Origin of the sequence: Pseudomonas sp. NBRC 111133 (genome assembly GCF_001320605.1) — a bacterium.
In the GTDB taxonomy this organism is placed as follows: Bacteria; Pseudomonadota; Gammaproteobacteria; order Pseudomonadales; family Pseudomonadaceae; genus Aquipseudomonas; species Aquipseudomonas monteilii.
In genome coordinates, this window is record NZ_BCBJ01000004.1 from 1 (window position 1) to 15,372 (window position 15,372).

Below are 15,372 nucleotides of genomic sequence, written 5' to 3' on the forward strand. Positions count from 1 at the left end.
AGGTAACCCAGCCAGTGTTCGGGTACCTGCAGGTCAGCAACCAGGAAAGGCCCCAGCGCGCCGATGGCATAGAACACCAGCATGGGCAGCGCCATGGCCGCGCCCAGCAAGCTGCGCAACAGCCAGGTGGAAGGCTGGCGGGTCAGCACGTGATCAGTCTGCATGGGGGCCGTCCTCGTCCACTGAACCTGTCCAGTTCATGGGAGACGAAGAAGGCGCGGCAAAATTCACCCCGCCTCCTTCTTGATAGGCGCCGATCAGCTGTCGCCCCAGGGCACTGACCAGCGCATCGTCGGTGCCATCCATGAAGTGGGTGGCGCGGGCGTGCCGGTAAATCCCCGAGAGTGGCGTACCGTCGGTCAAGCCTTCGGCGCCGTGGATCTGGATCGCCGAATCGACGTTCAGGCTCAAGGCCCGCGAAGCAGCCAGCTTGGCCAGGTTGGCCTCCAGGTCATTGCTCCGGCCCTGGTCGAACCGGGTCGCGGCATCGTGCAGCAACGACCGCGCGGCATGGATGGCCCGGTACGCCTCGACCATGCGCAGACGCACCAGTTGCTTGTCCGCCAGCCGCGCCAAGGCACCACGGGGCGAGACGATGCGCGCGCCCATCAGGTCGAAGCAGCGCTGGGCCATGCCCAGCCAGTGCGCCGCACGCAGCAGCCGGCCCAGGGCAAGGCGCTCCTGGATCAGCGCGAATCCCTGGCCCACCTGGCCGAGCACCTGATCCTCTGCGAGCCGGACCGCGTTCAGGCGTACCGGCGCTTGCCCCTGATAGCGCCCCAGCACCTTCATCCGCTCACCAACCTCCACCCCCGGTGTACTGGCAGGCACCACGAACAGGCTCAGGGCTCGCTCCACCGGCCCTTCGGCGGTACGCGCCACCACGGTGATGAAAGCCGCCTGCTCGGCGCGGCAGATGAACCACTTCTCGCCGTCCAGTTGCCAGTGGTCACCGCACCAACGGGCGCGGGTGGTCAGCGTCGCGGGTATCGAGCCGATGCTGTTCGGCTCGGACATGCCATAGCTGGCAAGCGCCTCCCCTGCCAGCACGGGCGCAAGCACCTCGCGCTGCAGGCGTGGGTTGGCGTGACGTAGCATGTAGCCGTCCAGCACGGCTTCGGCACCGAACACGGCCGGCCCGTATTCAGACCTGCCTTCCTGCTCGGCCAAGGGCAGGTAGTCGAGCAGCCGGCCTGGCGCCAGGCCGTTGGCCTGCCCCCACAAGCCGGCATCGCGAGCCGCCTGCTGCAGTTGCGCCAGGCAGTCCTCGGCCTTGGCATCGCCTGCGTCCAGGCATGGCTCCAGCGGTAACAGCCGCTGGTCCACGAACCGGCGAATGCGCCGGGCCACGGGATGAAGTTGATCATGCTCAGGCATGCGCGCTCCTCAGCAGGCAATGTTCAGGGTGCGTTGCAGGAACGCCAGGTCGGCGGCCAACGCTTTCTTGTCCACCTTGCCGGCGGGGCTCAGGGGCAATTCGCGGTAGAAGCGCAGGTACTCCGGCCATTTGTTCTTCTCCAGGCCCTGATCGCCCAGGTAGTCGGTCAGGTGCTTCAGGGCAAAACGCCGGGCGCCCTGGCGCAGGCTCAGGCAGATGCACACGCGCTGGCCCAGTTCGGCATCGGCCACCGCCACGCAGGCGGCACTGACAACGTCCGGGTGCGCGGTGGCCAGCCGCTCGATCTGCGCCGGGCTGATATTGGCGCCGCCGCGAATAATCACGTCCTTTTTGCGCCCGGCCAGCACCAGGTGTCCTTCCCCATCGATCAGCCCCAGGTCGCCGGTACACACCCAACCCTGTGCATCGCGATAGCGCTGATCGAGCTCGGGCGCGTTGACATACTGCATCGGGCTCAAGGGGCCGCGGGCCTTGATCTCGCCGACTTCGCCCGCAGGCAGTTCGTGGCCCTCGTCATCGACGATCTTGATCTGGCAGACGCTGGGGTTAGGCTTGCCAACGCTGTTCAACACTACATCCAGCGGGTCATCCGGCAGATTGTGGCAGTTGACCCCGTCGGCCGAGCCGTACAGGCTCACCACGGGGCAGCCGAACGCCTCGACACAGCGGCGGATGCTCTGCCCGTCGATCAATGCTCCGCCACTGACCAGCGCCACCAGACTACGTCGATCTGCCTGGGTCAGTGCCGGCTCGGCGGCGATCCGCTGCAACATGGTTGGCACGGCGAACACATGAGTCGGGCGCAACTGCTCGATGGCTCGGATGGCATCTGCTACGTCAAAGTGCGCCAGCACCGCCAGCGAGCCCCCTAGCCAAGCCAGGCACCCGGCCGTGGCGGTGGAACCGAACGCCGAGCCCAGTGGAACCAGATACAGCCCGCGTAAAGCCTGCCCCTCTAGATGCAGGCGTTGCAGGAAGCGCCCGCGTCCACCGACCAGCGCATTATGCGAATAGGCCACCAGCTTGGGCTCGGACTCAGTGCCGGAAGACACCAGCAAGCGCGCTGGGCTGTCGGGACATACCTGGGGGCGCTCGGCCGCCGTCAGTGGTTCCGACGCCAGCAACCCGCTCAAGGTCGACCAGCCCTGACGCTCGTCGCCGTCGACCACCAGCACGCGCAAGCCCAGCAAGGTAGGGCGCAGCGATTCCACCACTGCACACAGGTCTACCTCGCCCTGGCAAGGCGCGACGATCACCGCCCGTGCACAGCAGCGCTTGAGCAAGGCTTCGATATCCAGCCGCCCGCGCCCTGGTGGGAACGGCGCGACCACCGCGCCCAGCACGGCAGCGGCCAGGTCGATGGCGCAGCACTGCCAGCCGTTGCCGAGTTGATAGGCGACCACATCACCCGCCACCACGCCACGCTCACGCAGACCACTGGCCAGGCGCAGGGCCTGGTCGTGGAGCTGGCGGTAACTCACCTGCCCGTCCAGGGTCAGTACTGCCGGTTTCTCGGGCTCGGCCATCACGTGCGCCTCGAACAACTCGAACAATGGCCGGTCGGCGTACCAGCCGGCCTCGCGCCAGGCCTGCCTGGCGGTGACGGGGACCAGATCGATGATGCCGGATTCGTTCATGTGAACCTCCATGGGGAAAGCACGCGGGTATAACGGCCAGGCGCGAGCCAAGGCGCCAGGCGTGGGTCTTGTTGCAGTTCGGCAAGGTCCTGGCGGACGATCGCCACGGGCACGCCTGCGGCCAGCAACCGCACCTGCCAGTGGGCGGCCGGCTGCCGGGCCAGTTGCAGCGCCAACGGCTCGCGCAGGGTCTGCCACGCGCACGGCATGGGGAAGTCGAACACGCGTGCGAGGGTTTCAAGGTGCTCAGGGGCACAGCAGTCAATCGCCAGGCTGGCGTCCTGGCAGCGGAACACGCCCGCGCTCAGTGGGCGTGTACGCGTCATCCGCGAGCGGCACAGCAGATCGGCGGCTCCGAGCAAAGAGCTGTCCACGCGCCCGGCATGGCCGTGCAGATGGCGAGCCAGCAGCGCGGCAACGATGCCCTGGGCGGCGATCACCCCGCCGAACACATCCAGTACGGTGAACAACGAGCCGCCGGGGTTGCCCTCGCCCTGGCCGATCAGGTGGGCGATGCCCGACCAGGCCTGCACGGTGAAGTCGGTGCCCGGTAGCCCGACGGGCACCTGGGCATTGCCCCAACCACCGGCGTAGGCATAGATCAACGCGGGATTGACCTGGGCCAGGTCCGCTTGATCGAGCGCCAGCTCCTCGGCCTTGCCAGGGGCCCAGTTGTGCAGGAACACATCCACCTCGGCGATGTTCCGACGCAGTTGCTCACGCTCGCTGGCCGACTTCAGGTCCAGTTCGACCACTGCCTTCAGGCCGTTGAGCGCATCGAAACGTACCGAACAGCCCTGCGCCAGCGGCGCCATGCCACGCAGCGGATCGCCGCCGGGCATTTCCAGGCGGGTTACCTGTGCCCCGAGCATCGCCAGCAAGTGGCCAGCCAACGGCCCCTGAATACGCCGGCACGACTCGATGACGCGCAAACCGCTTAATGGCAATACCTGATTGCATGGGCGTGACGGCACCGTCACCGGATGCAGACTGAACGACCAAGGCGTTTCACCGACTGGTATCAGGGTATCGCGCTGGCAAGGTTGATGGACCGGCGTGACCGCCATTCCCACCGCCGTGCAGTGCTCGACGACCTGCGCGTACGGCAGGTTCGCCAGCGTCCTACACAAAGTCTCTGGCATCGGTGAAATGGCGCGGGCATAGCGCAGCAGGAAGCCCTGCCAGCCTTTACTGCTGTCGGCCCGGGCAACGCCCAGGCCGTCCCAGAATGCCAACCACGGACCGGCGTCCAGGGTTTCCAACTCGAAAACCACGCCATCGGCACTGACGAAGGGTGGCCGCAAGCGGGCAGACGAGCACCCCGCTGGCAATCGCTCGGCACCCTCCTCGGCCGTTGCTCCAGCCAGGTACTGGCTGATGCACTGCAGACCGGCGCCTGGCAGCGACACGCTGCAGTCCGTCACCTGGCCACCGCGCAGACGCGCCAACGCCGTCGCCATCAACCCGGTCAATGCCAGGCTCGCGACCACATGAGCGAGATAGTCGAGGTCGATGGCCTGGGCCTGCCCACTGGCCCGGCCGTGCACCGCCATCAGTCCGCAGGCAGCCTGGAGGGTGAATTCGCTGATGGCACGAGTCGCTTCGTCGTCCCAGCCGGTGAGTCGGCAATGCGTGGGGGCCAGCCCCTGACCTTGCAGCCAATAGATCTGTTCGCGTCCTGCGTCGGATACAGACTCGACGGCAATCCCCAGCGCCCTCGCCTGCATCGCCAGGGCTCGCTGCAAGGGATCATGCTCATCGGCGAACGCACCGAGCAGGCGACAGCCGTGCAGCGTCGCCGCTTGATTCATTGTGCACCGCCAGCGACGGCAGGCAGGATGGTGAGCTCATCGCGGTCGGCCACGACGGTGTCCAGATTGTCGAGGAAGCGGATGTCCTCGTCGTTGAGGTACAGGTTGACGAAGCGGTGCAATTGCTGCGCATCCATCAGCCGTGAGCGAATGCCCGGGTAGCGCCGTTCGAGGTCGTCGACGACCTCGCGCACCGTCGTGCCTTGCGCTTGCACGCGTTTGCTGTCCTGGGTGTAGCTGCGCAACAGGGTCGGAACACTGACAAAAACCGGCATGGCGTACTCCTCGGCCAATGGCCGATCAAATAAGGAAGGAGGCGGCGCGGCTCAGGCCGCGCGGGTATCGACGTCGACGATGCGCAGGCTCTCTTCGATCACCTGGCCATTGGCGATGCGGTAACTGCGCACCGGGTATTCGCAACCGCTGACGGTGGACAGGATCAGGTAGTGCGTGTGCGGCTCGTTGGCGAAGTCGATGTCGGCCCGGCTCGGGTAGGCATCGCTGGACGTGTGTGAGTGATAGATCACCACCGGTTCTTCTTGCTGCGCGTCCATTTCGCGCCACACCCGCAACTGCTCGCGAGGCTCGAACTGGAAGAAGGTCTGCGACCCGGCATGGTTGACCATTGGCACCCAGCGCGAAGGCCGGTCAGTGCCTTGCCGGCCGGGCATCACGCCACAGGCTTCGAGGGGATGTTGCTGTTGTGCATGGGCCATGGCGGCATCGAGCAACGCCCTGGAAATGATCAGCATGGGAGGCTCCTTCCTTTCAGTACCGTGGCAGATCGGGTTCGACGTCATCGATCCAGACCAGGATGCCGCCTTGCAGGTTCTGCACCTGGGTGAAACCCAGTGCCTGCAATTGCAGCACTACCACCCGTGAACGGGCGCCGGACTTGCAATGCACGACCAGGGGCGTATCGCTGGCGTAAAGGGCCTTGAGCTGCCCGGCCAACTGGTCGGTCTTGGGCATCAGGCGTGCGCCCTGGATGTGTGCGATATCCCATTCGGTCTGTTCACGCACATCGATCAGGACCACGGTCGGGTCCTCACGCATCATCCGGCTCAGTTCCATGGCACTGACCTGCGGCACCGTCACCGGGGCTTGCGATACACCGCTGCAGAAGGCCTGGTAGTCCTCCAGTCGGGTAATGGGCCGCCGGTCCGGCGCGCGGCGCAGGCGGATCTGGCGGTAATTCATGTCCAGAGCGTCATAGACCATCAGGCGGCCCAGCAATGTGTCGCCGATGCCGGTGATCAGCTTGATCGCCTCGGTGGCCATGATCGAGCCGATCGACGCGCAGAGGATGCCCAGCACCCCACCTTCCGAGCAGGACGGCGCCAACTCCGGAGGCGGCGGTTCGGGGTAAAGGTCGCGGTAGTTGAGGCCCGCGCCGCCCGGCGCCTGTTCCCAGAACACCGAGACCTGGCCCTCGAAACGGAAGATCGAACCCCAGACATAAGGTTTGCCGGCCAGCACGCAGGCATCGTTGACCAGGTAGCGAGTGGCGAAGTTATCGGTCCCATCGAGGATCAGGTCGTACTCGGCGAACAACGCCAGGGCATTCTCCGGTTCCAGGCGCAGGGTGTGTCGACGCACGTTGACGAAGGGGTTGAGGTCGGCGATGGCCTGGGCGGCGCTGTCGCTCTTGGCCTGGCCCAGGGTGGACTGGCGGTGGATCACCTGGCGTTGCAGGTTGGACGCCTCGACCACGTCGAAATCGACGATGCCGAGCGTGCCGACGCCAGCGGCCGCCAGGTACAGCAAAGTCGGCGAGCCAAGCCCGCCGGCGCCGATGACCAGCACCTTGCTGCTCTTGAGCCGGCGCTGGCCGTCGAGCCCGACGTCGGGAATCAACAGGTGGCGGCTGTAGCGGGAAATCTCTTCGCTGCTCAGTTGGGCGCAGGCATCAACCAGTGCGGGAAGTTTCATCGTGAAGCTCCTTGGCTTAGGGCCTGCCCATTGTTCGCCAGCCCAACGGGGGCGCCCATCCGTTGGCGGCTTGGATTCATATGGATTGCGTTCTGATTCGTATGGATTACGTCGGCACGACGCCGCGCTTGCCGACCTCCTTGGGCGCAAAGCCGAAATAGCCACTGAAGGCCGCGCTGAAATTGCTGGGGTGGCTGTAGCCAACCCGGTAAGCCACCTGGGCGACCTGGCAGCCCTCTTGAAGCAATACGTGCGCACGCTGCATACGCAGCTCCAGCAGCATGCGATAAGGCGTGGTGTCGAACAGCGCATGAAAGCCCTGCTTGAGCTTCGCCGCACTGAGGCCGACACGGCGACACAGCAACGCAACGGTCAGGGGCTGGTCGAGTTCATCGTGCAACAGTTGCCGGGCGTGCTCCAGTCGCTTGACCTGAGCAGCAGGCAACAGCGGCGTGGCCTGGGACGACACGGCTAGCTGGCGCAGGGGGTGGCTCAACAGGTTCAGCACATGCATGTGGATGTCCAGTGGCGCGCATTGCCCTTGCGCCAGGCGCGTGGCCAGAGCCTGGACGTGGCTACACGCATCACGGCTGGTAGCATGCTGCAGCAGCGGCGCCTCGCCCTGGCAATTCAGCAGGCGCCAAGCCTGCTGATCACCCAGGTAACGGCGCAAGGTGCGCTCACCGACGAGCAGGTGCAGACCACAAGCGCCCCTGCCGAACCTAAAGCGACTGGCCTGCTGTGGCGCGTGCAGCAATTGGGCGATGCTCTGCCCCGCCTCGAAACGCCAACAGCGGCCTTTGCGGTCGGCGTACTGCACATGGCCCTGCTCCAGGAACGTCAGACACAGCAGCGGCCCGCCGAGCAGTTCGCAGGTGCGCTGCACGCCGGTGCCCGAGTGGCTGGCATCGAGGCGCAACAGCAGCAGGTCGTCCTCGATGGCCAGTGTTTGTGGCGCGCTCGCCGGCACGGCGCGCAGGCGCTGCAACGGGGCATCCGGGGCAACGCGGCGCAGGTCGACGCTAGCGTATGCCACGCGTTTCATTCGCCACTTGCAAGGTAGCGTCCATCGCCGGCACTCCTCCATGAAGCGACGTGCGACCTTGCTGGCCCGCCACCCGCTCCGCTGGCTAACGGCTTGCGCGTTAAGCCCGCAAGCCACCTCTTCGGCCCTGTACCCTTTGCCATGAGCCGCAGACGCGCACACGGCCACAGGTCCGTGTGGCGCAGTGAGGTTCAGCGGGGAGAGGCGCGAGGATTGGAGGACGGCCAGCAATAGCGAGGCGGCGCATGCCCGAGGGGCGCGCGGGCGAAAGCGCGCCGGTCGATGTTCGACAGCAGCCAGGCCAGTGCAGCCAGGAACACCAGGTGCATGAAGCCCGCCGCGCAGAGCGGGCAGCTGAACGGCGTTGCCAACCCACTGTCGGGCAAGGCCGAAAGGTCCTTGACGGCCAGCGCCGAGGTGTCGCTGCCGAGCGAGCAGAACTGCCCGCCGATGCCGTTGAGCGCCAACCCGAGCATCTGCCCATGACCCAAGCCACAGGAGAACACGTTGAACAGCACACTGAAGTACAAGGCCCAGGCAATGATGGCGCGTCGTGTCGGGGGGTGGTTCATGCACCGGATCCGTGGCGTTGGAGGTGGGCGGATGCCGACTGCGATTCTCGCCTGGCAATCCGCACAAGGCTTTCTAGACTCTTCTGCGACAATCCGCCACACCCCTTGCCGAGCGGTTGCGAAACAATAGTCGCCTCGGCAGGGTGTGGCAGACTGTCGCACCCTGCGCAATCGAGCAGCGTTGCTAGACTCGCGCCTCGCCCCATTCAACCGTAGCGGCCATCGAGCAAAGGAAATGCACCGAGCAGCAGGACGTCACCACGCCTTCGCCTGGATACTCTATGCCAGCGTGCTGTTCGCCGTGCTGCACTGTGGCATCGGCCACGGTCAGGCCACCGGCTTGGCGCTCAATGGCGCCGGCAGCGCGTTCTGCGGCCACGCTGGTGCGCCGCCTGGCCCCATCGGTTTCGAACAATGGCTAGGCGAGAACCTGGCCGCCAATACCACGCTCGATTGTCCACTGTGCAGCCACGCGGGCCTGGCGTTCACGCCCCTGCTGCCAGACCTGCCGTTCGCACACGCTGCGCTCGATGACCGCCTGCCCGCTGCCCCGGCAGCCTGGCCCCGTCGCCTGTGGCCCGCAGCCAACCCCCGCGCCTCGCCTGCCCTGGCCTGATCCGTTGTCCCTGACCCGCCCCACGCCCCTGGCTCTATGCACCTGGGGATGCCGCCATGCGCGCGGGGCGGGGCTGGCCCGTCTCGACTTATCGCAACAGGAACACCCAGAGCATGAAGAACAAGACGCTTTGCTGCGCCGCCGCACTTGCCCTTTCCAGTGGTACCGCACTGGCCCAGACCGACAGCGTGGAGCTGCCCGAAACCACGGTGGTCGGCACCTCGGTCATTGACCAGAACAACGTTGACAGCTTCGGCAGCCTGACCACCGTGGTCGGCCAAGAGCAGATTCGCGACCTCAACGCCCTTGACCTGTCCTCCGCCCTGCGCCGCACCCCCGGCGTGGTGGTGTCGCGCTTCAACCCGGTCGGTTCGTTCGGCGGCGCCGAGGGTGGCGCCGTGTACATCCGCGGTATGGGTGCCAGCCGCCCGGGCAGCGAGATCAAGACCTACATCGACGGCGTGCCGTTCTACATGGGGGTGTGGGGCCACCCGCTGCTGGACCTGCTGCCGATCAATGCCATGCAGAGCATCAGTGTGTACAAGGGCCCGCAGCCGCAGAAGTTCGGCAACACCTTCGCCGCCATCGACCTCACACCCAAAGTGGCCGAACAGGGCGATAACCACCACGGAGAACTGCAACTGACCGGTGGCAGCTTCCGTACCGCCACCGAACAGGCCAGCCTGATCGGCCGCGAAGGCAACTTCGACTACCTGCTGGCACAGGGCGCCGCCCACTCGGACGGCGACCGCAGCGACGGCGACGGCCGCCTGAACAACGGCATGGCACGCCTGGGCTATCGCCTGAACGACAACTGGAGCACCGGCTTGCTGGTGCTGCACGCCAACAACCAGGTCTCCGATCCCGGCCAAAAAGGCCTGCCAGAGACCAAGAACGGCGAATTCAACACCCGTGGCACCCTGACCTCGCTGTCTGTGGCCCACGAGCATGATTGGGGTAATGGCAGCCTCAAGCTCTACCATAACGAGGGCCGTGGTTCCGCCCTGGACCAGACCGGTCTGGACGGCGACACCATCAGCGACTTCACCCTTCAGGGCATTCGCTGGGAAGAGCAACTGCGCCCTTGGCAAGGCGGCGAAGTGGCGTTGGGCCTGGACGTCGACGAAAGCAAGGGCGAAGTGCACTTCAAGCGCATTGCCCCAGCGCCGCAGGCGAAGTTCGACGCCCCTACCCTGCGCGTGACCTCACCGCATATCGCCGTCAGCCATGCCTTCGCCCTCAACGACCGCTGGACCCTGACACCATCGGCGGGCGTGCGCACCTACGAACACAACGTCTTCGAAAGCGCCACCGCACCCCACGCCGGGCTGCTGCTGTCGTCGGACAATGTCGAGTTCCGCGCCAATGCCTCGCGCGGCATCAACTATCCGGGCCTGGAGGCCTCGGTGATGTCGAGCCTGATCCCGGCGCTTGGCGAAACCTGGAAAGACCTCAAGCCTGAAAAGCTCGACCATCAGGAGCTGGGTGTGCGCTTCAACCCGATCGACACCGCCACCCTGGACCTGGCGGTGTTCAAGGACAAGCTGCAGGACCGCTACCTGTTCGCCTTCCCGCCGACCGTGTCGAGCCCGTCCTACATCAACCTGGGCGACTACAACGTCAAGGGCGCCGAAGCCACCTGGCAGCAGCGCTGGACCAGCAACTGGAGCAGCTTCGTCGGCTTCACCTGGCTCGACCCGTCGCTCAAGACCCTGCCCTATGCGCCGCAGAAGTCGTTGTCGTTGGGCACCACCTACGAGATCGGCCGCTGGCGCCTGTCGGCAGACGCGCAATACCAGAAGGACATGTACGTACTGGCCGAAGAGCGCACCGCCGGCGCCAGCAACTTCTCCAAGGTCGACAGCTTCACCGTGGTCAACATGCGCGTGGGCTATGCCGTGCCGGCGCTGGGCGAGGTCGGCGAAGTGTTCGTCGCCGTGGAGAACCTGTTCGACCGCGACTACGCCTACCGCACCAACTACCCGATGCCCGGCACTTCGGCGCAGTTGGGTGTGAAGATGGGCTTCTGAGCCCGCCACCGGACGCTGCCGACAGTCGTCGGCAGCCTCATAAAGGAAAACGCAGATGAAAGCACCGATCCTTGCCTTGCTGCTGGCCTGCAGCCCGCTGCTGGCCATGGCCGACACCGCCAGCGAGCAACAGAGCATCCAGCAACTGATGCGGCACAACTTCGAACGCCCCGACGCACCGCTGGATGTCGGCCCGGTGACTGTCGAAGGCGACCATGCGGTGGCCGGCTGGCTGCAGGACCAGCGCGGCGGCCGCGCGCTGCTTCGCAAGGGGCCTCATGGCTGGCGGGTGGTGTTGTGCGCCGGCGATTCGTTGCTCGACCCGGCTACCCTGCGCAGCGCGGGGCTCGGCGAACAGGACGCGGCCCGGCTGAGCCAGGCCGTGCGCCAGGCCGAAAGTGAACAGCCAACCGAGCGGGTCAAGCAGTTCGCGCTGTTCCAGGGCGTGGTCAAGGTCGACAAGGACGCTGCCCACGGGAATCACTAATGAACAGGCCGGGGCTTTTCAAGCCCGGCTTGTGTGTCACAGCGGTCCGAACCCTTGAGGCTGGCAGCCAGGGTATAAGCCAGCAACATCGGGAGCAATACACTGGCGAGAATCAGCAGGGTACCCAAGGTTCTTTCGTCACTGGCCGCGCTCCATAGGGTCAAGCTGGCAGCCGGTTGCACGCTGGAAGGCAAGATGAAGGGGAACAACGCCAGCCCTACGCTGCACAGCGTTGCACCTACCGTCAGGCCACTGCCCAATAGCGCCATGCGAGGCCGGGCATGGGTGCAGGCGAACAGGCTCATGAGCGTGCCAGACAAGGCCAGCACTGGTACCAGGCCGGCTGCAGGCCAGGCCTGAAAATTGGCCAGCCAACCTGGATTGTTGGCCGGCACCACGAACGCGCCAGGCCCACACAAGGTGGCCGGACGCTCCACGGCCCACAAGCTGTAACCGCGTGCGTTCGCTGCCAGCCCTATCGCAGCCACGATGAAACTGACCAGGAACATCACGCCCGCAACGCCTGCAACCCGGCTTGCTGGCTGATACAGGGAGTGGCCACCACGCTGCATCACCCAGGTAGCGCCACACTGGCAGACCATCGCCAGGCTCACGACACCTGAAAGCATGGCGAACGGACTGAAGAGACCGGCCAAGGAGCCGTGAAACTGTATACCCGCCTGACCACAGCGACTGAATGGCAACCCAAGGAGCAGGTTGCCCAGCATGCCCCCCAACAGAGCTGCCGGCAGCAGGCCGATTGCCAGCACTCTGCAGGTTTGGCGCGGTCGGGCGGCTTGCCAGGCAGATCGGCGCAGCAGTATCAGCAGGCTCACCAAGCCTGTCATCAGGCAGGCCAGGCCACCGAGCGATGGCCAGACCAGCGCAATCGTGCATCCCAGGGCCAGCAACCACAGCAGGTTGATAGGCTGAGGCGCGGCCGCAGACGGCTGCAGCGGTTCGGCACCTTGCCCCGATAGCCACGGCACCAGCACCCGCGCGCCCACGTCCAGACTTTCGCCCAGCACAAAACCGATCAACATCACGCCAATCAATAACCACCAGACGATTTTCAGCAGTTCGTGGTCCATGACGGCTCTCCCAGCCTGAAAAAAGCGGCCCATCCGAAGAAGGGCCGCTGTGGGTTGCCTGCCGTGCAGCGTGGATGGGACAACGGCAAAGCAGGCTCTGCCCATGCTAGGCGTTGCCTGCGGCGCTCCCCACTGCGACAGCCCGTCGCAGTGAGTGGTAAGCGTTGGCCCCACGGGCGCCCAGCAGTGGCGCAGGGAAAACTGCGGCAGCCTGTCGCACCGCAGCGTACGGCATTACCCCGGCCGCGGCCCGATACAGCAGCGACTACGCTAAATGGCCTATCAGCCTCGATAACGAAGGCTGCCGCGATCAATCAAACAAGGAGCTGCCAATGAAACCTTTCATGTTCAAAGGCTTGCGCAAAGCCAATGGATTGCTGTTGGGCATGTTGTTGACGAGCTTCGCCATCACCGCCCTGGCCCAGGTCGAAGTCAAGGTCGATGCACCGGTACGTCCGCTGGCCAGCGGCGACGACTTGCCGGACTAGCAAGCACCCAGTTGCAGTGCTGAGCCTGCTCGCGTGTGAGGCAGCCCGTTGGCGAGCAAATCCAGCGTGCGGTGTATCTCGCGCTCCGCCGTATCCACCAGTTCGAGGATCACACGGCAGCGTTTCAGGTAACGGTTGCCGGCTTCGGTCAGGGCGATGCGGCGGGTGGTGCGGTTGAGCAAACGAATATGCAAGTGCGCTTCCAGGTTGGAGAGCATCCGGGAAACGCTGGCAGTCGTGGTGTCCAGACTTTCGGCCGCGCCGGTCAGGCTGCCGGCCTGAACCACGCAACTGAACGCGCGCATGGCTTGGAGTACGTCCATCGTCAGTATCTCGCTAGGTATTCAGTGAAGTGGGAAACGGGCGGGGTATTGCCGCCCAGGTCCTGGCCTGGCTTAGCCGGGCACCGGCAACCAACGCCGGAAGCTGCTCGCGCCCTTGGCGCTCAACGGGCTCCAGGAAAATTCCCACGGGGGTGGCGGCAAGTCTTCATCGGCCTGGGGCGCTGGCAGCGCCGGGCGCACGCCGGTTTTCCACTCCACCACCCGTTCGCCCATCGGTTGCCAGGCCAGCACCAGGCCACGGGCCTGAGACACGTCAGTTGCCACCCACAGCGCCGCTGCAGCCACCAGGAAGGCTTCGATATGCTCCTCCGTCACCCGTGCCTGGTAAGGAGAGTTCAGTAACCAACGGCAAACGCTGATGTAATAGGTCCAGTCCAGCGCCGGATGGTGTCGGTATGCCCAGGTCATGAATCGTCGGAACAACTCCAGGCCTTCTGGCGGATCAAGCTTGAGCAGCCCTGGGCAGACATCGAACAGCGTGTGCCAGTAAGGCAGCAGGCGTGCATCGAGGTTGACGAAGCTGCGGGCATTGCAGGGGTAGTCGGGAAACGGCAACAGAAATTCGCCGCTGCGCGACGGACGAGCGGAAGGCTCCAGCAGCGCTGAAGCGGTCAGGGTACGAGACATCGTGTGCTCCTGGGTACGGCTAGCCATCGGCAGGCCGACGCCCCGCCTTTCGCGGGTGCGGCCTGGGTCCTTGCAGGTCAGGCGATCGCCGTCGGGGAGGCACGGGGGTTGATCGATGGCCAGCGGTGCCGGGGCGAACGCAGCCCAACAGCCGGTTGCCGGTCGACAGGCAGCGCAGGCAAGGCAAAGCCTGCCAGGACCAATGCAGCAGGCATGGGTGCCGGGCCGCCCTGGGCGCAGCAGCAATGTCCGGGGTCGGCCGTTTTCGGGCTTAGGTTGCCATCCTTGTCCGGAATCGCCGGCTGTACGCCGCCCGACGAGCAGTAGCTGCCCGCCAGCAATTGCTGCAGGCTAAGGTCGCCCAGGGTACTGGCCATCGGCAATGCCAGCACCTTGAGCAGCATCGCTAGCAGCGCGGCGACCCAGAGGTTGTCCCAGGTACGTGCGCACAGGCCGCAACGGCGCATGTTCACGCCTCGCCAGGTAGCGCGGGCGTGGAGATTCGACAGGTCATGAGGGCCTCTCTCCAACGACGGTCAAACCAGCCAGCAGTTACATGCAAGGCATGCACTGCCGGTCTGGAGTGCTAAGGGCAGGCACAGGCCCGCCAGGGCGCCAAGGCGCCGGTAGCGTCAGAGAGGTGAAGCGCGAGGGTTGGACGAGGGCCAGCAATAACGCGGCGGCGCCTGGCTGCGGATTTCGCGCGGCAATGGCCGGCGCTCACGGCTGGCCAGCAGCCAGGCGACGGCAATCAGAAAAACCAGCGTTAGAAAGGCCACCGCCCCCATCGGGCAACTGAAGGGGATGCTCAGGTCGCCCGCCAAGGCGTTGTCCTGCTTGGCTTTCAGCAGGCCAGTATCGCCACCAAGGCTGCAGAACGCACCGCCGAATCCATTCAGCGCCAATCCCAATGCCTGCCCGTGGGAAAGGCCACAGCCAAGTACATTGAACAGGACACAGAAGTACAGTGCCCAGGCAATGAGGGGACGGTTTGAAGGCAGGCGGTTCATGGGCCGCAACTTTAGCATCGAAAAAGGCCCCGCAGAAGCACCAACCTCGGCCTGCCCTCTCTGCGACAAGCCGTCACACCTCACGTAACAGGCCTCGATTCACCCGCGCGGGTGCCCCTCAGGGACAGATTGTCGCAGTTGGTCACACCCGCCACCGTCCTTACAGTGGCGCCGCCATCGCAATGGCCCGTGTCATTTCCCCAGACAGCAACGCTGAGCCGGCCAGGACCCGGGCTCTGCTTCCCGAAAACGGCGCCAAGGTGCGCCACCCTGTGAGGCTCCA

The 15,372-nt window shown here is 65.4% G+C and carries 16 protein-coding genes and 1 pseudogene; 4 read left to right on the forward strand and 13 right to left on the reverse strand.

Annotated elements, in window-relative coordinates:
• Positions 1-153: 153 nt before the first annotated feature.
• The 8 genes from APH36_RS01970 to APH36_RS02005 form a co-directional block, all read right to left on the reverse strand.
• Positions 154-1,377: an acyl-CoA dehydrogenase family protein gene (locus APH36_RS01970; protein WP_060497272.1), complete on the reverse strand. Its 1,224-nt coding sequence runs from the start codon at positions 1,375-1,377 to the stop codon at positions 154-156.
• Between the two features lie 9 nt (positions 1,378-1,386).
• On the reverse strand, positions 1,387-3,036 hold the full coding sequence (locus APH36_RS01975) for a class I adenylate-forming enzyme family protein (RefSeq protein WP_060497273.1): 1,650 nt from the start codon (positions 3,034-3,036) through the stop codon (positions 1,387-1,389).
• A complete protein-coding gene (locus APH36_RS01980) occupies positions 3,033-4,847 on the reverse strand; it encodes a CoA transferase (RefSeq protein WP_060497274.1) in 1,815 nt (604 codons plus the stop codon). Before APH36_RS01980 ends, APH36_RS01975 begins: the two co-directional genes overlap by 4 nt.
• Positions 4,844-5,122 (reverse strand): MoaD/ThiS family protein, encoded by a 279-nt coding sequence (locus APH36_RS01985; protein ID WP_060497275.1) that lies wholly within the window; start codon positions 5,120-5,122, stop codon positions 4,844-4,846. The genes APH36_RS01980 and APH36_RS01985 overlap by 4 nt, the downstream gene beginning before the upstream one ends.
• Before the next feature lie 51 nt (positions 5,123-5,173).
• Positions 5,174-5,599, reverse strand: a complete 426-nt coding sequence (locus APH36_RS01990; protein ID WP_060497276.1) for a Mov34/MPN/PAD-1 family protein — start codon at positions 5,597-5,599, stop codon at positions 5,174-5,176.
• A 16-nt stretch (positions 5,600-5,615) separates the two neighbouring features.
• Positions 5,616-6,779, reverse strand: a complete 1,164-nt coding sequence (gene moeB, locus APH36_RS01995; RefSeq protein WP_060497277.1) for a molybdopterin-synthase adenylyltransferase MoeB — start codon at positions 6,777-6,779, stop codon at positions 5,616-5,618.
• A 106-nt stretch (positions 6,780-6,885) separates the two neighbouring features.
• Positions 6,886-7,815, reverse strand: a complete 930-nt coding sequence (locus APH36_RS02000) for an AraC family transcriptional regulator (RefSeq protein WP_177337066.1) — start codon at positions 7,813-7,815, stop codon at positions 6,886-6,888.
• A gap of 200 nt (positions 7,816-8,015) precedes the next feature.
• The gene (locus APH36_RS02005; RefSeq protein WP_060497279.1) at positions 8,016-8,396 is read right to left on the reverse strand and encodes a DUF2946 domain-containing protein; all 381 of its coding nucleotides are present in this window, start codon (positions 8,394-8,396) and stop codon (positions 8,016-8,018) included.
• Positions 8,397-8,631: 235 nt separating this feature from the next.
• On the opposite strand from APH36_RS02005, the gene APH36_RS02010 reads away from it, so the two are divergent.
• From APH36_RS02010 to APH36_RS02020, 3 genes are all read left to right on the forward strand, one after another.
• Positions 8,632-9,012: a DUF2946 family protein gene (locus tag APH36_RS02010; RefSeq protein WP_060497280.1), complete on the forward strand. Its 381-nt coding sequence runs from the start codon at positions 8,632-8,634 to the stop codon at positions 9,010-9,012.
• 113 nt (positions 9,013-9,125) lie between these two features.
• Positions 9,126-11,042, forward strand: a complete 1,917-nt coding sequence (locus APH36_RS02015) for a TonB-dependent receptor domain-containing protein (RefSeq protein WP_082426320.1) — start codon at positions 9,126-9,128, stop codon at positions 11,040-11,042.
• A 55-nt stretch (positions 11,043-11,097) separates the two neighbouring features.
• Entirely contained in the window at positions 11,098-11,529 is a 432-nt protein-coding gene (locus APH36_RS02020) for a copper uptake system-associated protein (protein ID WP_060497281.1), read from the forward strand.
• Here APH36_RS02020 and cydB read toward each other — a convergent pair.
• On the reverse strand, positions 11,526-12,620 hold the full coding sequence (cydB, locus tag APH36_RS02025; protein WP_060497282.1) for a cytochrome d ubiquinol oxidase subunit II: 1,095 nt from the start codon (positions 12,618-12,620) through the stop codon (positions 11,526-11,528). The genes APH36_RS02020 and cydB overlap by 4 nt on opposite strands.
• 332 nt (positions 12,621-12,952) lie before the next feature.
• On the opposite strand from cydB, the gene APH36_RS31530 reads away from it, so the two are divergent.
• Complete coding sequence (locus APH36_RS31530; protein ID WP_156342047.1) at positions 12,953-13,108, forward strand: hypothetical protein; 156 nt, start codon at positions 12,953-12,955, stop codon at positions 13,106-13,108.
• A 77-nt stretch (positions 13,109-13,185) separates the two neighbouring features.
• On the opposite strand, the pseudogene APH36_RS02030 reads toward APH36_RS31530, so the two are convergent.
• The 4 genes and pseudogenes from APH36_RS02030 to APH36_RS02045 form a co-directional block, all read right to left on the reverse strand.
• Positions 13,186-13,431: pseudogene (locus APH36_RS02030) on the reverse strand (LysR family transcriptional regulator); the annotation flags it as partial.
• A 72-nt stretch (positions 13,432-13,503) separates the two neighbouring features.
• Positions 13,504-14,079 (reverse strand): putative natural product biosynthesis protein, encoded by a 576-nt coding sequence (locus APH36_RS02035; protein ID WP_060497284.1) that lies wholly within the window; start codon positions 14,077-14,079, stop codon positions 13,504-13,506.
• 77 nt (positions 14,080-14,156) lie between these two features.
• A complete protein-coding gene (locus tag APH36_RS02040) occupies positions 14,157-14,546 on the reverse strand; it encodes a DUF2946 family protein (RefSeq protein ID WP_060497285.1) in 390 nt (129 codons plus the stop codon).
• A gap of 165 nt (positions 14,547-14,711) precedes the next feature.
• Positions 14,712-15,089 (reverse strand): DUF2946 domain-containing protein, encoded by a 378-nt coding sequence (locus APH36_RS02045; RefSeq protein WP_060497286.1) that lies wholly within the window; start codon positions 15,087-15,089, stop codon positions 14,712-14,714.
• Positions 15,090-15,372: the final 283 nt, after the last annotated feature.